Annotated in this window: 18 protein-coding genes; 14 read left to right on the top strand and 4 right to left on the bottom strand. The window is 70.0% G+C overall.

The window, feature by feature from the left end:
* Positions 1 to 110 precede the first annotated feature (110 nt).
* The gene (locus tag FHX60_RS25595) at positions 111 to 1,331 is read right to left on the bottom strand and encodes a globin domain-containing protein (RefSeq protein WP_183285019.1); all 1,221 of its coding nucleotides are present in this window, start codon (positions 1,329 to 1,331) and stop codon (positions 111 to 113) included.
* 93 nt (positions 1,332 to 1,424) lie between these two features.
* Positions 1,425 to 1,877, bottom strand: coding sequence for an RrF2 family transcriptional regulator (locus FHX60_RS25590; protein ID WP_092316581.1), 453 nt, complete (start codon positions 1,875 to 1,877; stop codon positions 1,425 to 1,427).
* A 242-nt stretch (positions 1,878 to 2,119) separates the two neighbouring features.
* On the opposite strand from FHX60_RS25590, the gene gspG reads away from it, so the two are divergent.
* From gspG to gspF, 11 genes are all read left to right on the top strand, one after another.
* Positions 2,120 to 2,581 carry a type II secretion system major pseudopilin GspG gene (gene gspG / locus FHX60_RS25585; protein ID WP_092316583.1) on the top strand — a complete coding sequence of 154 codons (462 nt, stop codon included), beginning with the start codon at positions 2,120 to 2,122 and terminating at the stop codon, positions 2,579 to 2,581.
* 33 nt (positions 2,582 to 2,614) lie between these two features.
* Complete coding sequence (locus FHX60_RS25580) at positions 2,615 to 3,115, top strand: GspH/FimT family pseudopilin (protein ID WP_092316585.1); 501 nt, start codon at positions 2,615 to 2,617, stop codon at positions 3,113 to 3,115.
* On the top strand, positions 3,112 to 3,525 hold the full coding sequence (gene gspI / locus FHX60_RS25575) for a type II secretion system minor pseudopilin GspI (RefSeq protein WP_112777098.1): 414 nt from the start codon (positions 3,112 to 3,114) through the stop codon (positions 3,523 to 3,525). The genes FHX60_RS25580 and gspI overlap by 4 nt, the downstream gene beginning before the upstream one ends.
* A complete protein-coding gene (locus FHX60_RS25570; protein ID WP_183285018.1) occupies positions 3,503 to 4,210 on the top strand; it encodes a PulJ/GspJ family protein in 708 nt (235 codons plus the stop codon). The genes gspI and FHX60_RS25570 overlap by 23 nt, the downstream gene beginning before the upstream one ends.
* Positions 4,207 to 5,253, top strand: a complete 1,047-nt coding sequence (gspK, locus tag FHX60_RS25565; protein WP_183285017.1) for a type II secretion system minor pseudopilin GspK — start codon at positions 4,207 to 4,209, stop codon at positions 5,251 to 5,253. The genes FHX60_RS25570 and gspK overlap by 4 nt, the downstream gene beginning before the upstream one ends.
* Positions 5,254 to 5,523: 270 nt before the next feature.
* The gene (gene gspL / locus FHX60_RS25560) at positions 5,524 to 6,969 is read left to right on the top strand and encodes a type II secretion system protein GspL (protein WP_183285016.1); all 1,446 of its coding nucleotides are present in this window, start codon (positions 5,524 to 5,526) and stop codon (positions 6,967 to 6,969) included.
* A 16-nt stretch (positions 6,970 to 6,985) separates the two neighbouring features.
* Positions 6,986 to 7,591: a type II secretion system protein M gene (locus FHX60_RS25555; RefSeq protein ID WP_183285015.1), complete on the top strand. Its 606-nt coding sequence runs from the start codon at positions 6,986 to 6,988 to the stop codon at positions 7,589 to 7,591.
* Positions 7,591 to 8,400 (top strand): type II secretion system protein N, encoded by an 810-nt coding sequence (gspN, locus tag FHX60_RS25550; protein WP_112777093.1) that lies wholly within the window; start codon positions 7,591 to 7,593, stop codon positions 8,398 to 8,400. The genes FHX60_RS25555 and gspN overlap by 1 nt, the downstream gene beginning before the upstream one ends.
* A gap of 34 nt (positions 8,401 to 8,434) precedes the next feature.
* A complete protein-coding gene (gene gspD / locus FHX60_RS25545) occupies positions 8,435 to 10,924 on the top strand; it encodes a type II secretion system secretin GspD (RefSeq protein WP_112777092.1) in 2,490 nt (829 codons plus the stop codon).
* Between the two features lie 98 nt (positions 10,925 to 11,022).
* Entirely contained in the window at positions 11,023 to 12,498 is a 1,476-nt protein-coding gene (gspE, locus tag FHX60_RS25540) for a type II secretion system ATPase GspE (RefSeq protein ID WP_092316792.1), read from the top strand.
* Positions 12,499 to 12,513: 15 nt separating this feature from the next.
* Positions 12,514 to 13,731, top strand: a complete 1,218-nt coding sequence (gene gspF / locus FHX60_RS25535; protein ID WP_092316601.1) for a type II secretion system inner membrane protein GspF — start codon at positions 12,514 to 12,516, stop codon at positions 13,729 to 13,731.
* Between the two features lie 103 nt (positions 13,732 to 13,834).
* Here the strand turns inward: gspF and FHX60_RS25530 are convergent, their stop codons facing one another.
* A complete protein-coding gene (locus tag FHX60_RS25530) occupies positions 13,835 to 15,124 on the bottom strand; it encodes an NYN domain-containing protein (protein WP_183285014.1) in 1,290 nt (429 codons plus the stop codon).
* A gap of 339 nt (positions 15,125 to 15,463) precedes the next feature.
* Between FHX60_RS25530 and FHX60_RS25525 the strand changes: the two genes are divergently transcribed.
* Positions 15,464 to 19,081: an indolepyruvate ferredoxin oxidoreductase family protein gene (locus tag FHX60_RS25525; RefSeq protein ID WP_183285013.1), complete on the top strand. Its 3,618-nt coding sequence runs from the start codon at positions 15,464 to 15,466 to the stop codon at positions 19,079 to 19,081.
* Positions 19,082 to 19,183: 102 nt separating this feature from the next.
* On the opposite strand, the gene FHX60_RS25520 is transcribed toward FHX60_RS25525, so the two are convergent.
* Complete coding sequence (locus tag FHX60_RS25520) at positions 19,184 to 19,795, bottom strand: HD domain-containing protein (RefSeq protein ID WP_183285012.1); 612 nt, start codon at positions 19,793 to 19,795, stop codon at positions 19,184 to 19,186.
* Positions 19,796 to 20,002: 207 nt separating this feature from the next.
* Between FHX60_RS25520 and FHX60_RS25515 the strand changes: the two genes are divergently transcribed.
* Together FHX60_RS25515 and FHX60_RS25510 are read left to right on the top strand one after the other, a co-directional pair.
* Positions 20,003 to 20,353: a GFA family protein gene (locus FHX60_RS25515; protein WP_092316607.1), complete on the top strand. Its 351-nt coding sequence runs from the start codon at positions 20,003 to 20,005 to the stop codon at positions 20,351 to 20,353.
* Positions 20,334 to 20,777: a VOC family protein gene (locus FHX60_RS25510; protein ID WP_112777089.1), complete on the top strand. Its 444-nt coding sequence runs from the start codon at positions 20,334 to 20,336 to the stop codon at positions 20,775 to 20,777. Before FHX60_RS25515 ends, FHX60_RS25510 begins: the two co-directional genes overlap by 20 nt.
* The last annotated feature ends 58 nt before the right edge of the window (positions 20,778 to 20,835 follow it).

Here is a 20,835-nt window from a genome sequence, read left to right as displayed (position 1 = left end):
ACCCCGCCGCGGCGGGTCATGGCGCGAGAGCGCGGACGCGCCAAGCGTACCAGAGCCCCATGACGCTGTCTGCCGCGCCGGCGATGCTGCCGCCGGCGCCGCCGGGACGCTTACAGCAGGTCGTCCAGCAGGTCGGGGCCGAACACTTCGCGCTCAACGTGCGCCGCCGGCACGCCCGCGCTGAGCAGCGCGTGACGCTGCGCCTGCATGAAGCCGAGCGGTCCGCACAGGTAGAAACGGCCATCGACAAAGCGTTGCAGGTCGGGCTGGCGCAGCATCTCGTCCAGCGGCATGGTGCCGGCGTGGTCGTAATCGCGGCCCGCAAGGTCTTCCGCTTGCGGGGACTCATAGCTGATGTGCGTGACCAGCCCCGGCAGGCGCTCGCGCGCCCATTGCAGGTCGGCGCGATGGGCATGGTGCTGGCCGTCGCGGGCGGCGTGGGCGAACAGCACCGCCCGCTGCGAGCCTTGAGTGGCCAGCGTGCGCAGCACCGACAGCATCGGCGTGATGCCGATCCCGCCCGACAGCAGCACCAGGGGCCGGCGGCTTTCGAGCGCCGGCGTGAACTCGCCGAACGGCGCGCTCACCTTGAGCTCGGCGCCCTCGTGGGCGTTGGCGTGCAGCCAGTTGGACACCGCGCCGGCCGGCGTAGCCTGCCCGCCGTCCTCGCGCTTGACCGAGATGCGCCAGGTCGGCAGTCCGGCCTCGGCCGACAGCGAATACTGGCGCAGCTGGCGCGTGCCGTTGTCCAGGCGCGCCTCGACGCTGATGTACTGGCCCGGCCGGAAATCACGCAGCGGCTGGCCGTCGGCCGCGGCCAGCGTCAGCGCCACCACCTGGCCGCCCTGCGCCTCGCGGCGCACCACGCGCACCGGCATCAGCGCGCCGGCGGTCACGCCGGTGCGCTGGTACAGGCGCGCCTCGGCGGCGATCAGCTCGCCCGCCAGCAGCCAGTAAGCCTCGTCCCAGGCCGCCAGCAGCGGCGGCGTGGCGGCTTCGCCCAGCACCGCGGAGATCGCGCCGAGCAGGTGGCGGCCGACGATCGGGTAGTGCGCGGGCGTGATGCCCACGGCCGCGTGCTTGTGCACGATGCGCTCAACCACCGGCCCCAGGGCCGCCGCGTTGTCGATGTTGGCCGCGTAGGCGAACACCGCCGACGCCAGCGACTGCTGCTGGCTGCCGTTGGCCTGGTTGCCCATGTTGAACAGCTGGGTCAGCTCGGGCCGGTCGGCGAACATCTCGCGGTAGAAATGCGTGGTGATGGCCAGGCCATGCTCGCGCAGCACGGGCACGCTTGCATCGATATAGGGGCGGGAAGCGGCGGACAGCATCAGGTATCACTCCGTTTTATTCATGCAAACAGGATGCATGTTTTAGCACAACAAAAAACCGGCATTCGCCGGCCACGCGCGGATCCCGTCCGCTCAGGCCGAACGCCGGTTCAGGAAATCACGATGCAGGCGAATGATCGATTCGGCGGTGTGGCTGCCGGTGACATCGGCCAGCGTGACGTCGTCGAGCGCGCGGTAGAAGGCTTGCTCGGCCACGTCCAGCGCGCGTTTCAGGTGGCAGTTGCCGTTCAGCGCGCAGGGCGGGTTGTCGCAGTCGATCACAGGCCGGTGCCCTTCCAGCTCGCGCAGGATGGTGCCGATGGTGAGGCGCTCGGCGCCGGGGCCCAGCTGCAGGCCGCCATGGCGGCCGCGCGTGGCGCTGACCCAGCCCAGCTTCGACAGCCGCGCCGCCACCTTGACCAGGTGGTTGTGCGAGATGCCGAACTGCTGGCCCACCTCGGCGATCGTGATCGGCCGGCTGCCGTCGCCACGGGCGACGTACATCAACAGGCGCAGCGCATAGTCGGAGAAGCGGGTCAGTTGCATCGTGGCGTCATGTTAAAAAAGATGCATCCTGGATGCAAGTTATATTTTTCCCCGGCGTGCTAGGGTTCGGGTTCGCCAAAAAGCGCTGGCCGGCTTTGTGATTCATATCAGACATTGCCGCGACCCCGACGGGGGCTGCCCATAAAAGAGTCATAAGGCGCCGGTTATACTGATTGGCGAACCCGGCCCCGCCAGCCCCCTGGCGCGGGTCCCGCCATTCCAGCAACGAGGTCTTACCAACAATGCGCAGAATCACTTCCCAGCTTGCCCGCCCCGCCCGTCCTGCCCGCCGCGCGCGCGGCTTTACCCTGATCGAGATCATGGTCGTGATCGTGATCCTCGGCGTGCTGGCGGCACTGGTGGTGCCCAAGATCATGAGCCGTCCTGACGAAGCCCGCATCGTCGCGGCGCGCCAGGATATCTCGTCGATCATGCAGGCGCTCAAGCTGTACCGCCTCGACAACAGCCGCTATCCGACCACCGAGCAGGGCCTGGGCGCCCTGGTGGCCAAGCCTACCACCGAGCCGGTGCCCAACAACTGGAAGGGCGGCGGCTACCTGGAAAAGCTGCCCAAGGATCCGTGGGGCCATCCGTATCAGTACCTGAACCCCGGCGTGCGCGGCGAAATCGACGTGTTCAGCTTCGGTGCCGACGGCCAGGCCGGCGGCAACGCCAACGACGCCGATATCGGCAACTGGGAGTAAGCGCCCCTGCCGCCCGCCCCTGCCGCTTCCCTGATGACCACGGCGCCGCGCCGCCGCGCCTCCCGGCAGCGGCACTCCGGCTTTACGCTGCTGGAACTGCTGGTGGTGATGGTGATCGCCGGCATCGTGATCTCGCTGGTCGCGGTCAATGCCTCGCCCAACGAGCGCGGCCGCGTGCTTGACGACGGCCAGCGCATCGCGCGGCTGTTCGAGCTGGCGCAGGAAGAAGCGCAGCTGGGCGCGCGCCCGCTCGCCTGGGAAGGCGACGCCGGCGGCTGGCGCTTCCTCGAATCGACCCCCAACGGCTGGATCCCCCTGCGCACCGACGTGTTCGCGCCCGGCACCTGGCGCCTGGCGCTGGACCAGGTCATCGTCGCCGAAGGCGGCCGCAGCACCGGCACCAACAGCCCGCCGCGGCTGATTTTCGGGCGCGAGCTGATCGATGCCCCTCAGCGCCTGGTGCTGGTGCGCGGCGATATCCGCGTCGACGTGGCCGGCGACGGCAGCGGCCGCTATTTCGCCAGCACGCCATGACGCCCCCGCGCTTCCCCGCACGCCGGCGCGCCCGCGCGGCCGGCTTTACGCTGATCGAAGTGCTGGTGGCGCTGACCATCCTGGCGGTGGCGCTGACCGCGGCGATGCGCGCGATGGGCTCAATGATCGATGCCGGCGCGTCGCTGCAGACCCGCATGCTGGCCGAATGGAGCGCCGAGAACCACCTGGCCTCGGTGCGCCTGGCCAAGACCTGGCCCGAGCCCGGCGTCAGCGGCTATGCCTGTCCGCAGGGCGGCACGCCGCTGTACTGCGAGCAATCCGTGTCGGCGACGCCCAATCCGGTGTTCCGCCGCGTCGAGATCGCGGTCTATCCGTCGGCCACCGACAAGTCGGTGCGGCTGGCGTGGCTCGTCACCATCGTTCCCAATGAAATCCGCAACGTGCTCTGAGCGCCGGCGCGGGCGCCGATCCGCCGGCGGCTTCACGCTGCTGGAAATGCTGGTCGCCATCACGCTGCTGGCGGTGATGGCGGTGATCGGCTGGCGCGCGCTGGACAGCCTGACGCGCGGCCGCGAACGGCTGATCGACCATGACGCCCGGCTGGATGCGCTGAAGGTGCTGTACGGCCAGATGCAGGCCGATTGCGAGCACCTGGCCAACCCCACGCTGCTGCAGGGCAGCCCGGTCGAGATCGGCCAGAACCGCGTGCTGCTGGTGCGCGACCGCCGCGACGAAGGCCAGCCGCCGGCATGGCAGGCTCTGTCTTACCAGCTGGACGGCAACACGCTGGTGCGCGTGGCTGCGCCGCCGGTGAGCAACCGCGCCGCGCTGCAGTCGTCGCTGCTGGCACTGCGTCAGGGCGGCGGCAACAACGCGCAGGTGCGGCGCCTGCTGGCCAACGTCGACGGCATGAGCGCGCGCGCCTGGGTCGAACCCGGCGGCTGGCAGGCCGACAGCAACCGCATCCGCAACGTGCTGTTCAGCGGCAACGCGGCCAGCGCGGTGCAAGCGTCGGAGGCCGGCGCGGCGGTGCCCAATACCGCGGTGCGGGCGGTGGAACTGACCATCCTTGCCCGCATGGGCGACGGCGACGCGCCGCGGCAGTTCCAGAAGATCTGCATGTCGGGGCTATGACGTACACCCGCAGCCCCCTCCGCTTCCGGCCTTTGCGCCGCGCGCGCGGCGCGGCCGTGGTTACCGCGCTGCTGATGGTGACGCTGGCCGTGGTGGTGGTGTCGGGCATGCTGTGGCGGCAGCAGGTGCAGATTCGCGCCATCGAGAACCAGCGGCTGCTGGCCCAGGCCACCTGGATCGAGCGCGCCGCGGTCGACTGGGCGCGGCTGATCCTGCGCGACGACCAGCGCCGCAGCAACGTCGACGAACTGGGCGAGCCGTGGGCAGTGCCGATCGCCGAGACCCGCCTGTCGGATTTCCTGGGCGCGTCGCTGCGCACCGACGTTGCGGGCGAGACCTCGTTCCTGTCCGGGCGCATCCTCGATGCGCAGGCGCGCTTCAACCTTGCCAACCTGGTGACATGGTCAGCCACCGGCGGCCAGGGCGCGCCGGTCGGGCGCGTTGCCAATATCGACCAGTCGGCGCAGGCCGCCTATGGCCGGCTGCTGCGCACCGTGGGCCTGAACCCGGCGCTGGCCGAATCCACCGCGCGCCACATGCTGCAGGCCGCGCAAGGTGGCCACGGCGGCGAGGGCTCGGGCCGGCAGGCGCCGCGCCCGCTCGACAGCGTGCAGGGCCTGCTGGCGCTGCCCGGCTACACGCCCGAGATGGTGGCGGTGCTGGAGCCCTTCGTGATCGTGCTGCCCGAGCGCACCCTGGTCAATGCCAACACCGCCGAGGCCGAGGTGCTGGCCGCGATGATCGACAAGCTGCCGCTGGAACGCGCGCGCGAGCTGGTGCGCCAGCGCGACCGCGCCTACTTCAACAACATCGGCAACCTGCAGACGCAGCTGTCCGCGCTGGCGCCGCAGGCGAGCAGCGGCAACCTCGGCAACCTGCTCGACGTGCGCTCGCATTACTTCCTGGTCTACGGGCTGGTGCGGCACGAGCGCGCCAGCCGGCTGCAGGTGTCGCTGATCTATCGCGGCGAACCGCTCGGTGCGGCCAACACCACCCGCGTGGTCTGGATCCAGGACGCGGACCGGCTGCCGGACCTGCGCTGAGCATGGCAAGGCGGCCTGGCCCACATATGAATACAGCACACCGGGGCAACCGGGGAGAATGGTATTGACGCGATTTTGTCACGCAGGCAAGGTATGCTGCGGCGCTGGCGCGAGCCTGACACCAGCCCGCTCGCCGCTGATCGGCCTCCCAGGCCGCCCGCCGGCATCCCCGCACTCCGGCAAGTTTCCTGCGCCGGGGCGTTCCCGGGCGCACCCCCATGGGCCATGCGCCTTATCGAGCCGTTCTACTGAAGCCAAAGCAAGGACACCTTGAGCACCACTCTGTACGTGCGCTTGCCGCACCGGCCGCATGACCAGCCGCAACCGTGGCAGTTCGGCGCCCTGCCCTTTGCGCTGGTGCGCACGGCGGCAGCCGATGCCACGCGGCGCGGCTTGCCCCGTGCCGCACCGGAAGTGTTGCGAGAAGGCCACGCCCGCATCACTGACCTGCCCGCGGCGGAGCGGTTGGTGCTGATCCTGGCCGCCAGCGACGTACTGCTGACCAGCGCCAGCGTGCCGCCGCTGCCGCCGGCGCGTTTGAAGCAGGCGCTGCCCAACCTGGTCGAGGATGCCCTCGCCACTGACGCGCAGCCCTGCCATATCGGCATCGGCCCCACCCTCGACGGCGCCGCGTCCGCGCGCGGGCCGCGCCAGCGCCTGTTGATGGTGGCGGACCGCGCCTGGCTGCGCGCGGTGCTCGATGCCTTTGCCGAGCACCGCCATCGCCGCCGCCACGTGCTGCCCGCGCAGCTGTGCGTGCCCCTGGCCGTGCCCGCAGAAGAGGAAGCCGGCGCCGAGCCGACGCTGGCGCCGCCCGGGGCGGCGCCGGCTGCGGTGCAGCCGGCCACGCTGGTGGTCGAGGCCGCCGCCAGCGCACTCGCCGAAGGCGGCGCGCTCGGCGACGCATTGGGCGAAGCCTTGCCGGACACCGCCAGCAGCACCGCACGCCAGTGGCAGCTGACCGTGCGCACCGGTGCGTACACCGGATACGGCCTGCTGCTGGGCGACGACGCGCTGGCCGCATGGCAGGCGCTGGCGCCTGAAGGCACCTGGTATGCCGATGGCGAGGCCGCGGCAATGGCGCCGGTGCCCGGGCTGCGCCAGGCCGGTCGCACCGGCTGGCGGCTGTGGATCGACGGTGCGCAGGAATGCCTGCGCGAGCCGGGGCTGAACCTGGCCCAGTTCGAATTCGCGCAGGGCCGCGCCGACCGCTGGAACCTGGTGGCGTGGCGCCTGCCGCTGGCACTGGCGGCGGGCCTGGTGCTGGTCCAGCTGATCGGCATGAACACCCACTGGCTGCTGCTGCGCAACGAACAGCAACGGCTCGAAGCCGCGCAGGCGCAGACGCTGCGCGGCACCTTCCCGCAGACGCCGACGGTGATCGACCCCCCGCTGCAGATGCGCCGCCAGGTCGAGCAGCTGCGCATCGCCAGCGGACGCAGCACGCCCGATGATTTCCTGCCGCTGGCCGACCGCTTCGCCCAGGCCGCGCGCCGGCTGCCGCCCGACGCGCTGCAGGCGCTCGAGTACCGCGGCCGCATGCTGGTGGTGACGCTCAAGCCCGGCACCGACACCGCCGGCCTGCGCAGCGCGGCGCGCCAGGCCGGACTGCAGATGGATGAAGACAAGGCCGGCAATGCCGCGGGCAGCACCGGCTCCAGCGCAGGCACGCCTGTGACACCCGGCTCGCGCTGGACCATCAAGCCTGGCCTTTGACCGGCGCACGCCCGACATGAACCCATTGAAAGACTCCACCCGCAGCCCTTCGCCCGCCGCCCGCCGCAGCGGCGCCGCCACGCTGCGCACGCGCATGGCGCGGCTGCGCCCGTCGGTGCCGCAAGCCTGGCGGGAACGCTTCGACGCCTTCTGGTCGGCGCGCAACCCGCGCGAGCAGGCCATCCTGGGCGGCGGTGCCGCGGTGCTGGCACTGGTGCTCGGCTACCTGCTGCTGTGGGAGCCGGCCGCCGACGGCCGCGCGCGGGCCGCGCGCAACCTGCCGCAACTGCGCGCCGACCTGGCCGAGATGGAAACGCTGGCGCAGGAAGCCCGCGGCCTCAAGGCCACGCCGGCGCCGTCGCTGCGCGGCGATGCGCTGACCGAGGCGCTGCAGGAAAGCCTGGGCCAGTACGGCCTGGAAGCCACGCGCCTGGCGGCCGCCGCCGACAACAGCGTGCAGGTGCAGCTGGACAAGGTCCCGTTCGGGGCGGTCAGCACCTGGCTGCAGGACGTGCGCCAGCAGCAGCGCATGAAGGTGATCGATGCGCGCGTGGTCTATGTCGGCGCCACGGCGCTGGTGAACGTTACCGCGACCCTGCAGGGTCCGGGCGGCCGCAGCTGATGGTGCGGCTGGAAACCCTGCGCCTGCCGCGGCGCGCGCTGCGACAGCCGGCCGCCGCGCGGCGCCTGCGCTGGCTCGGGCTGGGCCTGGCTACGGCCGCGGTGACCACGGTGGCGATGCTGCCGGCAACATGGATCGCCACGCGCGTCGCCACGCAGACGCAGGGACGCGTCCTGCTGGCCGATGCCAGCGGCTCGCTGTGGCGCGGCAGCGCCACGCTGGCGCTGTCGGCCGGCGCCGGCAGCCAGACCGCCACCGTGCTGCCCGGGCGGCTGCACTGGACGCTGGCGTTCTGGCCGCTGCTGACCGGCCGCGCGCGGCTGGTGCTGACCCATGCCGAGGCCATGGCCGCGCCGGTCGCCATTACCGCGACCCCGGGCGGCTGGACCGCGCAATCCGGCGCGATGCGGCTGCCCGCGTCGCTGCTCGAGGGCGTGGGCGCGCCGTTCAACACGCTGCGCCCGGACGGCCTGATGCGGGTGGACTGGTCCACGCTGCAGGGCCGGTTTTCCGGCCAGGGCATGACCGGCCATATGACGCTGCGCATCGAGCAGGTATCGGCCGCGGTCAGCCGGCTGCGCCCGCTCGGCAGCTACCGCGCCGAGATCGACTGGACCGGCGCAGGCGGCGGCAAGCTGCAACTGAGCACCATCGATGGTCCGCTGCACCTGGAGGGCAGCGGCACCCTCGGACGGCAGGCGCGCTTCGAAGGTACCGCGCATGCCGAACCCGAGGCGGCGACGCAGCTGACCAGCCTGCTGAGCCTGCTGGGACGACGAGACGACAATGTGACTAGGCTGCGTTTCTGATGCCACGCAGAGCGCACAGCCCACGGAAATGACTATGACCACCCACGCCAACCGACCTGTTTTCAAGACCGCCTGCGCCCGCGCCGTGGCATTGCTCTGCGGGCTCTCCTTGCTGGCGCCCGCGCCGCTGTGGGCCCAGCCCGGCGCGCCGGCCGCGCGCAGCCAAGGCACGCCACCGGCGCCGCCCGACGTCACCCCGGCCAATCGCGACCAGGTGGTGCTGAACTTCGTCAACGCCGACCTCGACTCCGTGATCAGGGCGGTCGGCCAGGCCACCGGCAAGAACTTCGTCATCGACCCGCGCGTGAAGGGCACCGTCAACCTCGTCACCGAGCAGCCGGTCTCGCGCGCGCAGGCGCTGCAGACGCTGGGCTCGGTGCTGCGCATGCAGGGCTATGCGATGGTCGAGAGCAACGGCTTCACCAAGGTCGTGCCCGAGGCCGACGCCAAGCTGCAGGGCTCGCCCACCGTGATCGGCGGCAGCCCCAGCCGCGGCGACCAGGTGGTGACGCAGGTGTTCCGGCTGAACTACGAGTCGGCCAACAACCTGGTGCCGGTGCTGCGGCCGATGATCGCGCCCAACAACACCATCACCGCCTATCCGGCCAACAACACCCTGGTCATCACCGACTACGCCGACAACCTGCGCCGCATCGCCCGCATCATCGCCGCGGTCGATGCGCCGGCCTCGGGCGAGGTCGAACTGGTGCCGCTCAAGCATGCGCTGGCCAGCGATACCGCGGCGGTGCTGCAGCGCCTGCTGGACCCGGCCGCCGCGGGCGCCGCCGGCGGCGGCGGCGGTGGCGCGGCCGTCGACGCCAGCCTGCGCACCTCGGTGGTGGCCGAGCCGCGCAGCAATTCGCTGATGATCCGCGCCACCAGCCGCGCGCGCCTGCAGCAGGCGCGCCAGCTGATCGAGAAGCTCGACCAGCCCTACGCGCGCCCCGGCAATATCTGGGTGGTGCCGCTGAAGAACGCCGATGCGATCAAGCTGGCGGCCACGCTGCGCGCCATCGTCGCCGCCGACAGCAGCTTCGCCACCTCGACCCAGCCCGGCGGACAGCCTGGCGGCATCGGCGGCGCGGCGGGCATGACCAATGTCTCGACGCCGACCGGCGGCCAGTTCACCGGCGGCGCCACCACCACCCAGACCGGCATGCGCAGCGGCACCGGCACCGGGAGCGGCACCGGCGCCTCTGGCAGCTCGGCCTTTGCCGCCTCGTTCGGCACCAATACCCAGCCGACCACCGGCGGCATCATCCAGGCGGATCCGTCGACCAACTCGCTGATCATCACCGCCAGCGAACCGGTCTACCGCAACCTGCGCGGCGTGATCGACGACCTCGACGCGCGCCGCGCGCAGGTCTACATCGAGTCGATGATCGTCGAGGTGACCGCGACCCAGGCGAGCGAGCTGGGGATCCAGTGGCAGGGCCTGATCAGCTCGCCCGGCGGCAACAACAACGTCTTTGCCGGCACCAACTTCGGCACCGGCGGGCAGAACATCCTGAACCTGACCCTGGCCGGGGCGCTGGCCGACAGCAACCGCACCGCCGGCATCGCCGCGGCGCAGGGGCTGGTGCAGGACATCGGCGGCCTGAACCTGGGCATCGTCAACCGGGCCATGGGGCTGGGTGCGCTGCTGCGCGCCCTGGGCACCAACGGCAGCGTCAACCTGCTGTCCACGCCTAACCTGATCACGCTGGAGAACGAAGAAGCCAAGATCCTGATCGGCCAGAACATCCCGATCACCACCGGCTCCTACGCCCAGACCGGCGGCGCCGCCTCGGTCACGCCGTTCCAGACTTTCGACCGCAAGGACGTCGGCATCACGCTGCGGGTGAAGCCGCAGATCACCGACGGCGGCCTGGTGAAGATGCAGATCTTCCAGGAGTCGTCGAACGTGGTGCAGGCGACCGCCAACCTGATCCAAGGCCCGACCACCAACGTGCGTTCGATCGAGACCAACGTGCTGGTCGACGACGGCCAGATCATCGTGCTGGGCGGCCTGATCGAGGACTCGTACGGCGACGGCGTGCAGAAGGTGCCGCTGCTGGGCGACATCCCGCTGATCGGCGGCCTGTTCCGCTACGAGAACAAGAACCGCTCGAAGACCAACCTGCTGGTGTTCCTGCGGCCCTATGTGATGCGCACGGCCGGCGCGGCCGACCGCCTGACCGCGGACCGCTACGACTATATGCGCGCGCAGCAGCAGGGCTTCGTATCGCCTAACATCATGGTGCGGGACACCAACACGCCGATGCTGCCGCCGGCCGACGCGCCGACCACGCCGTTCGTCAACCCGCGCACCAACGGCGCCGTGCCCGGGCCGCTGCCGCTGCCCCAGACGCTGCCGCAGAGCGCGCCGCAAGCGGGCGTGCCGGGTCAGCCACAGCCGCTGCAGGCGGCCCCGCAACCGGTGCCGGAACCGGTCCCGCAACCCCTGCCGCAACCCGCGCCGCAAGCGCCGGTGAGCGCCCCGCAACCGCTCAACCAGCGCGGCGAAGCCGCACTTCCGTACTGAGGCCCGTCATGGCCAGCGAAGTCCAAACCGCCCTTTCCACCGGCAGCGCCGGCATCGCCGGCATCAACCCGCCGGCCGAACTCGAGCCACCCTCGCCGATGGCGGCGCGGCTGGTTTCCTACGGCTTCGCGCGCGAGGCGCCGCTGCTGATCGCGCACCAGCGTCCCGACGGGCTCGAGGTGTGGGTCAGCCGCGCCACCTCGCCCACGGCGCTGGCCGAAGTGGCGCGCGTGCACGGCGCGCTGCGCCTGCGCGTGCTGGAACCCGAGGCGCTCGAGCATGCCATGTCCGACGCCTACAACCGCCAGGACGGCAGCGCCGCGCAGGTGGTGGGCGAGGTCGAGGGCGAGGTCGACCTGTCGCGCCTGATGCAGGACATTCCCGCGGTGGAAGACCTGCTGGAATCCGAAGACGATGCGCCGATCATCCGCATGATCAACGCGCTGCTGACGCAGGCCGCGCGCGAGGGCGCCTCGGATATCCATATCGAGCCGTTCGAATCGTCGTCGGTGGTGCGCTTCCGCGTCGACGGCACGCTGCGCGACGTGGTGCGGCCCAAGAAGGCGCTGCACGGCGCGCTGATCTCGCGCATCAAGATCATGGCGCAGCTCGACATTGCCGAGAAACGCCTGCCGCAGGACGGCCGCATCACGCTGCGCGTGGGCGGGCGGCCGGTCGACGTGCGTGTGTCGACGCTGCCCACCGGCCACGGCGAGCGCGCGGTGCTGCGCCTGCTGGACAAGGAAGCCGGCCGGCTGGACCTGGCCAAGCTGGGCATGGCGCCCGACACGCTGCGCGGCTTCGACCACCTGATCCGCCAGCCGCACGGCATCGTGCTGGTGACCGGGCCGACCGGCTCGGGCAAGACCACCACGCTGTATGCCGCACTGTCGCGGCTGGATGCGCGCACCACCAACATCATGACGGTGGAAGACCCGGTCGAGTACGACCTCGACGGCATCGGCCAGACCCAGGTCAACCCGCGCATCGACATGACCTTCGGCAAGGCCCTGCGCGCGATCCTGCGCCAGGACCCGGACGTGGTCATGATCGGCGAGATCCGCGACCTGGAAACCGCGCAGATCGCGGTGCAGGCGTCGCTGACCGGCCACCTGGTGCTGGCCACGCTGCACACCAACGACTCGGCCTCGGCGGTGACGCGGCTGGTCGACATGGGCATCGAGCCGTTCCTGCTGTCGTCGTCGCTGCTGGGGGTACTGGCGCAGCGGCTGGTACGGCGCCTGTGCCCGCACTGCAAGCGCGAGGAGGTGATCGAGGTCACGCCCGCCGAGGCCGACGTGCTGCACGCGCAAGGCAAGCCGCTGCAGACCCTCTGGCATCCGGTCGGCTGCGACAAGTGCAGCCAGTCGGGCTACCAGGGTCGCATGGGCGTCTACGAGCTGCTCACGGTCGACGATGAAATCCGCACCATGATCCACCGCCAGGCGCCCGAATCGGAAATCAAGCACGTGGCGCTGGCGCACGGCATGCACACCATGCGCGGCGACGCGCAGCGCTGGATCGACAGCGGCGCGACCTCGCTCGAGGAAGTGCTGCGCGTCACGCGCGACTGACGCGGAGCCGCCCGCATGCCAGCTTTCCGCTATGAAGCCGCCGACGCCGCCGGCAAGACCGACCGCGGCGTGATCGAGGCCGACAGCGCGCGCCAGGCCCGCACCCAGTTGCGCGCGCGCGGGCTGACGCCGCTGACCGTCGATGCGCTCGCCGGCGCCGGCCTGGCGCCGCGCGCCGGCAGCCAGCTGTTCGCGCGCAAGCTGTCGACGCAGGAGCAGGCGCTGTTCACGCGCCAGCTGGCCAGCCTGATCGTCGCCGGCCTGCCGCTGGACGAGGCCCTGGGGGCGCTGGCCGACCAGGCCGAGCGGCCCTATGTGCATGAACTGCTGGCCGGCATCCGCGCCGAGGTGATGGGCGGCAGCGCGCTGTCGGTCGCGCTGGCGCAGCATCCGCGCGATTTTCCGGACATCTACCGCGCACTGGTCTCGGCCGGCGAGCACTCCGGCCACCTGGGCGTGGTGCTGGAGCGGCTGGCCGGCTATATCGAGTCGCGCAACACGCTGACCTCCAAGATCCGGCTGGCCTTCACCTATCCGGCCATCGTCACGGTGGTGGCGTTCGCGATCGTGATCTTCCTGCTGTCGTACGTGGTGCCGCAGGTGGTGAGCGTGTTCGCCAACACCAAGCAGAAGCTGCCCACGCTGACCATCATCATGCTGTGGCTGTCGGATTTCGTGCGCAACTGGTGGTGGGCCGCGCTGGCGGTGATCGCGGTGGCCGCGTTCAGCATCCGCCGGCTGCTGCGCCAGCCCGCGGTGCGGCTGGAATGGCACCGCTGGCTGCTGACCGCGCCGCTGCTGGGCAAGCTGGTGCGCGGCTACAACACCGCGCGCTTTGCCGGCACGCTGGCGATCCTGGTTTCCGCAGGGGTGCCGATCCTGCGCAGCCTGCAGGCCGCCGGCGAAACCCTGACCAACGAGGCGCTGCGCGCCAACGTGGAGGACGCCAACACCCGCGTGCGCGAAGGCGCCTCATTGGCGCGCGCGCTGGCGGCGCAGAACCAGTTTCCGCCGGTGCTGGTGCACCTGATCCGCTCGGGCGAAGCCACCGGCAACCTGCCGATCATGCTGGAGCGCGCCGCGCAAGGCGAAGCGCAGGAACTGGAACGCCGCACGCTGTTCCTGACCAGCCTGCTGGAACCGCTGCTGATCCTGACCATGGGGGTGGTGGTGCTGCTGATCGTGCTGGCGGTGTTGATGCCGATTATCGAGATCAATCAGCTGGTGCGGTAGCGGCCCTGGCGCCGGCATACCGGCAACCCTCGCATGGCCTGACGCCCCTGGTGAGGGCGCCCTCTCCCGCGCGCGGGAGAGGGAAGCAAACCGGCGCGTTGCGTTATTCAGCGGCCGGTTCGGCCTTCTTGCCGGGCCGCTTGCGCGGCTTGCGTGCCGGAGCCGGTGCAGGCGCCGCCTCGGCGGCTCCGGTTTCCTTCGGAGCCGGCACAGCAGCCTCCGCCTCCACCGTCGCCGTCAACACCGTAGTCCCCGGCGCCGCGAACACCGACTGGTCGATCGGCCACGGCGTCTCGCTCAGCGTCACCTCCGGCCGGCGCGCCGCGCGCTTGCGCGCGCCGCTGCGGTTGCCCGCCTTGGGCTCCGGATCGGGCTGCGGCGCGGCTTCCAGCGGCGGCACCGGTTGCGGCTCCGGCTCGGCCTGCACCGCGTCGGCCGCGACAAACGGCGGCTCGGCTTGCGCCAGCGCCTCGGGTTCGGGGTCAACCGTCTCCGGCGTGGGCAGCGGCTCGACCCCGCGGGCCGGCTCCGGCGCTTCCGCCGGGGCGGGAGGGGCCTGGCGGCGCGCCGGCTCGGCATGCTGGGCCGGCGGCTGCGGCGCGCGCTGCTGCGGCTCTCCGCCCTTGGCGCGCTTCTTCAGCCGTACCCAGATGGTCTTGTTGTTGCCGCCATTGCGGGTCTCGACCTCGAACAGGCCGGTCGCCGCGACCAGCTCCGACAGCTTGCCGTAGCCGTAGTTGCGCGAGTCGAATTCCGGCGCCTGCTTGGCGATGTGGTTGCCCATGCTGCCCAGCGTCAGCCAGCCGTCTTCGTCCGATACCGCTTGCGCCGCGTTCTGCAGCAGGCGCACCAGGCGCGAGTCCTGGCGCAGCTCGCCGGTGCTGCGCTTGCGCGTGGGCGCGGCGGCGCCGTCGGTGCCGTCCGCGCCGTCGGTGTCGACCTCGGCGCGCAGCACGTCGGAATAGATGAACTTGTCGCAGGCGGTGACGAAGGGCTTGGGCGTCTTGCGCTCGCCAAAGCCATACACCGTCAGGCCCTGCTCGCGGATGCGCGAGGCCAGCCGGGTGAAGTCGCTGTCGCTGGAGACGATGCAGAAGCCATCGAAGCGCCCGGTGTAGAGCAGGTCCATGGCGTCGATGATCATGGCGCTGTCGGTGGCGTTCTTGCCGACGGTGTAGCGGAACTGCTGGATCGGCTGGATCGAGTGCGACAGCAGCCGCTCCTTCCAGCCGGCCAGGTTGGGCCGGGTCCAGTCGCCGTAGATGCGCTTGACGGCGGCCACGCCGTACTTGGCGACCTCGGCCAGCAGGCCTTCGACGATGGCGGGCGCCGCGTTGTCGGCGTCGATCAGCACGGCCAGGGTCGCGGTGCCCTGGCGGGGGGAAATGGTCATGTTCGGATATTCGCTGGCAAGCCGCGCACCAGCGCGGGCGGACAAGGGATCGGGTTGCACCAGGCTGGCAACGCAGATATGACGCACAAGAGACCGCCCGGCCTTGGCGCGGGCGCTCTCGATGCAACGCAGTGTACACGCCAGGCCCTGTCGATACGGGAAATCACGGGCCCGGCCGGCACGCTTTGTGCTGCATTGCAAGGTACCGCCGGTTTTGTGGCGGTGCTACCATGCCGCGCAGAGACACAGCCACCCGGCGCCTTCACAAGAGGCAACGAGGCGGTTGCCCACAACTGCAGGTTTCGGTGATCCCGACAGCACGCCCATAGAGGAGCACGCATGAATGCCCCCCTGACCTCGCCGGTCAGCGACGCCATCCGCCAGGCGCTCGCCAACGTTTCCCTCGAAGACAAATACACGCTCGAACGCGGCCGCATCTATATCAGCGGCACGCAGGCGCTGGTGCGCCTGCCGATGCTGCAGCAGGAGCGCGACCACGCCGCCGGGCTGAACACCGCCGGCTTTATCTCCGGCTACCGCGGCTCGCCGCTGGGCGCACTGGACCAGTCGCTGTGGAAGGCCAAGAAGCACCTGGCCGCGCACAACATCGTGTTCCAGGCCGGCCTGAACGAAGACCTCGCCGCCACTTCGGTATGGGGCTCGCAGCAGGTCAACATGTACCCCGATGCGAAGTTCGACGGGGTCTTCGGCATGTGGTACGGCAAGGGGCCTGGCGTGGACCGCACCGGCGACGTGTTCAAGCATGCCAATTCCGCGGGTTCCTCGAAGCACGGCGGCGTGCTGGTGCTGGCCGGCGACGACCACTCCGCCAAGTCGTCGACGCTGGCGCACCAGTCCGAGCACATCTTCAAGGCCTGCGGGCTGCCGGTGCTGTACCCGTCCAACGTACAGGAGTACCTGGACTACGGCCTGCACGGCTGGGCCATGAGCCGCTACTCGGGGCTATGGGTGGCGATGAAGTGCGTGACCGACGTGGTGGAATCGTCGGCCTCGGTCGAGCTGGATCCGCATCGCGTGCAGATCGCGCTGCCGGGCGACTTCATCATGCCGCCGGGCGGCCTGAATATCCGCTGGCCCGATCCGCCGCTGGAGCAGGAAGCGCGGCTGCTCGACTACAAGTGGTACGCCGGCCTGGCCTATGTGCGCGCCAACAAGCTGGACCGGATCGAGATCGATTCGCCGCATGCGCGCTTCGGCATCATGACCGGCGGCAAGGCCTATCTGGATACGCGCCAGGCGCTGGCCGACCTGGGCCTGGACGACGCCACCTGCGCGCAGATCGGCATCCGGCTGTACAAGGTGGGCTGCGTGTGGCCGCTCGAAGCGCATGGCGCGCGCGCCTTTGCCGAGGGCCTGCAGGAAATCCTGGTGGTTGAAGAAAAGCGCCAGATCATGGAGTACGCGCTCAAGGAAGAGCTGTACAACTGGCGCGACGATGTCCGTCCCAAGGTCTACGGCAAGTTCGACGAGAAGGACAACGCCGGCGGCGAATGGTCGATTCCGCAGGGCCACTGGCTGCTGCCGGCGCACTATGAGCTGTCGCCCGCGATCATCGCCAAGGCCATCGCCACGCGCCTGGACAAGTTCGACCTGCCGGTGGACGTGCGCGCGCGCATCACCGCGCGCCTGGCCATCATCGAGGCCAAGGAAAAGGCGCTGGCCACGCCGCGCGTGGTGGGCCCGGGGAAGGGCCAGCAGAAGGCCGAGCGCAAGCCGTGGTTCTGCTCGGGCTGCCCGCACAACACCTCCACCAACGTGCCCGAGGGCTCGCGCGCGCTGGCCGGCATCGGCTGCCACTACATGACGGTGTGGATGGACCGCAGCACCAGCACCTTCAGCCAGATGGGCGGCGAAGGGGTGGCGTGGATCGGCCAGGCGCCGTTTGCCGGCGACAAGCATGTGTTCGCCAACCTGGGTGACGGCACCTACTTCCACTCCGGGCTGCTGGCGATCCGCGCGTCGATCGCCGCGGGCGTCAACATCACCTACAAGATCCTGTACAACGACGCGGTGGCGATGACCGGCGGCCAGCCGGTCGACGGCCAGCTGTCGGTGCAGGACATCGCCTGGCAGGTGCACAGCGAGGGCGCGAAGCAGATCGTCATCGTCAGCGACCAGCCCGAGAAATACAACGCGGCGATCAAGCTGCCGCCAGGCATCGACATCCATCACCGCGACCAGCTCGACCGCGTGCAGCGCGAGTTGCGCGAGGTGCCAGGCTGCACCATCCTGATCTACGACCAGACCTGCGCCACCGAGAAGCGCCGCCGCCGCAAGCGCGGCACCATGGAAGACCCGCCGCGGCGCGCCTTTATCAACGATGCGGTGTGCGAGGGCTGCGGCGACTGCTCGGTCAAGTCCAACTGCCTGTCGGTGGAACCGCTGGAAACCGAGTTCGGCACCAAGCGGCAGATCAACCAGTCGTCGTGCAACAAGGATTTCTCGTGCCTGAATGGGTTCTGCCCCAGCTTTGTCACGGCCGAGGGCGCGCAGGTGCGCAAGCCCGAGCAGCATGGCGTGTCGATGGACAGCCTGCCGCCACTGCCTGAGCCGCAACTGCCCGCGATCCGCCGCGCCTACGGCATCCTCGTGACCGGCGTCGGCGGCACCGGCGTGGTGACCATCGGCGGCCTGCTCGGCATGGCCGCGCACCTCGAAAACAAGGGCGTCACCGTGCTCGACATGGCCGGGCTGGCGCAGAAGGGCGGCGCGGTGCTGTCGCACGTGCAGCTGGCCGCGCGCCCCGACGACCTGCATGCCACCCGCATCGCCATGGGCGAGGCCGACCTGGTGATCGGCTGCGACGCCATCGTCTCGGCCACCGACGAGGTCATCTCCAAGACCCAGGCCGGCCGTACCCGTGCCGTGGTCAACACCGCGCAAACCCCGACCGCGGACTTCATCAAGAACCCGAAGTGGCAGTTCCCGGGCCTGTCGGCCGAGCAGGACGTGCGCAATGCGGTGGGCGACAAGTGCGACTTCATCAATGCCTCGGGCCTGGCCGTGGCGCTGCTGGGCGACGCGATCTACACCAACCCGCTGGTGCTCGGATACGCCTGGCAGAAAGGCTGGATCCCGCTGACGCTGCAGGCGCTGGAGCGAGCCATCGAGCTGAACGGGGTGGCGGTGGAAAAGAACAAGGCCGCCTTCGACTGGGGCCGCCATATGGCGCACGACCCGGAGCACGTGCTGTCGCTGAGCGGCAAGCTCAAGAGCGCCGCCGAAGGCGCGGCCGTGGTCAAGCTGCCGGCGTCGACCGGCGCCCTGCTCGACAAGCTGATCGCGCGCCGCGTGGAACATCTGACGGCGTACCAGGATGCGGCTTATGCCAGCCGCTACCGCGAAGCGATCGAGCGCGTGCGCGCTGCCGAGGGCGCGCTGCTGGGCAGCGGCAAGGCCCTGCCGCTGACCGAGGCGGCGGCGCGCAACCTGGCCAAGCTGATGGCGTACAAGGACGAGTACGAAGTGGCGCGCCTCTATACGGACCCGGTCTTCCTGGACAAGCTGCGCGCGCAGTTCGAGGGCGAGCCCGGGCGCGACTACCAGCTCAACTTCTGGCTGGCCCCGCCGCTGAACGCGAAGCGCGACGACAAGGGCCAGCTGGTCAAGCGCAGGTTCGGCCCGTCGACGATGAAGCTGTTCCGCGTGCTGGCGAAGCTGAAGGGACTGCGCGGCGGCATCTTCGACATCTTCGGCAAGACCGAAGAGCGCCGCACCGAGCGCGCGCTGATCGGCGAGTACCGGGCCTTGCTGGATGAACTGGTCGCGGGCCTCAATGCCGCCAACCACGACACCGCGGTGGCGCTGGCCGCCCTGCCCGACGACATCCGCGGCTTCGGCCACGTGAAGGAAAACAACCTGAAGGCGGTGCGCGCGCGCTGGGCGAAACTGCTGGAGCAGTTCCGGCATCCGGAGACGGCGCAGCGGGCGGCCTGACGGCGAGAAGTTTGCAGGCCCCCCGCGTTTTCTCCCCTCTCCCGCTTGCGGGAGAGGGGCCCGGGGAGAGGGGAACGCCATGGGCGAGCGTGCGTCGTCGCCTTACGCCTGTGCCAGCGTCGTCTCCCCCGGCTTCACATACATGGAGTTCTTCGGCTGCGACAGTACCCGGCGCACCATCGGCTCGAAGAACGACAGCGGCAGCGTGTCGTAGTCGGTCATGAAGGCGGCGGCGTCGTACTTGCGGCAGAACTCCGCGGTGCGCTCGAACAACTCCGGCTGGCTGCGGTACTGCTCGCGCAGGTTGCGATCGAGCCCGAGGTGATGGAAGAAATAGTAGCCCTGGAACACGCCATGCTTCTCCACCATCCACAGGTTCTCGGCGCTGACGAAGGGCTTGAGGATGGCGGCGGCGATGTCGGGATGGTTGAAGCTGCCCAGCGTATCGCCGATATCGTGCAGCAGCGCGCAGACCACGTATTCCTCGTCCTGGCCGTCGCGGTGGGCGAGCGTCGCGGTCTGCAGCGAATGCGTGAGCCGGTCCACCGGGAAGCCGCCGCAGTCGCCGTCGAGCAGGCGCAGGTGCGCCAGAACGCGGTCGGGGAGCGCGCGTGCGAACGGCATGAACTCGGCGGAGATGGCGGCCCAGTCGTCGCGGGTGCCGTGTTCCATATGGCTGAAGGTGGCGCGTGCAGGCATGTGGGTGTCGCTCATGCGGGTCTCCTTTTGTGGGCGATTTCTGTGGGCGATTTTTGTGGGCGATGCGTGGGCGTGCCGCCATCGTCTTGAAACAGCTTGCAGGCATTGTGGCACCCGTGACCGGACTACACTGTCAAAAACCAAACAATGTGCCGGCATATTGCGGCGCAGCAGCGTTGCTGTGATGCCGGTGCGAACGAACCCAGTCGCAAGGAGTCAGACATGACCTTCAACGGAAGCTGCCATTGCGGCAACATCGCCTTCGCGGTCGAGGCCGACAGCATTCCCAGCGTGATCCGCTGCAACTGCTCGATCTGCCGCCGGCGCGGCCACTTGCTGTGGTTCGTCCCGCGCGCGTCCTTCAAGCTGGACACGCCCGAGGGCAACGCCTCCACCTACCGCTTCAACACCATGAAGATCGCGCACCGCTTCTGCCCGGTGTGCGGCTGCGGCCCGTATGCGGATGGCCAGGACAAGGACGGCAAGCCGATGGCCGCGGTCAATGTGCGCTGCCTGGACAATGTCGACCTGGATAACCTCAAGATCATCGACTATGACGGACTACACCACTGACGCGACGTTCCGCATCCTCGGCCTCGACCACCTGGTGTTGCGCAGCGCCGATGTGGACGCGCTGCGGCGCTTCTATGTCGACGTGCTCGGCTGCAGCGTCGAGCGCGAGCAGACCGACCTGGGCCTGACCCAGTTGCGCGCCGGTGGCAGCCTGATCGATCTGGTCGCGCTCGACGGCCCGCTGGGCCGTGCCGGGGGCGCGGGGCCAGGCGCCGAAGGCCGCAACCTCGATCATTTCTGCCTGCGCATCGATCCGTTCGACGCCGCGGCGCTGCGCGCGCACCTGGCGGGGCATGGCGTCGACGCTGGCGAAGTGGCGCAGCGCTTCGGCGCCGAAGGCAAGGGGCCCTCGCTCTATGTGCAGGACCCCGACGGCAACGTGGTCGAGCTGAAAGGGCCGCCCACGCCGGTGACCGCACAGTAACGCGCGCGGCGGCCGGCGCGCCGCGAGCAGCCGGCGCGCAGCATCGCTACAATTTGCG

It is taken from the genome of Cupriavidus alkaliphilus (assembly GCF_014191175.1).
Classification (GTDB): domain Bacteria; phylum Pseudomonadota; class Gammaproteobacteria; order Burkholderiales; family Burkholderiaceae; genus Cupriavidus; species Cupriavidus alkaliphilus.
Note: the sequence above shows the minus strand (reverse complement) of the source record. Positions and strands in the feature narration are given on the sequence as shown.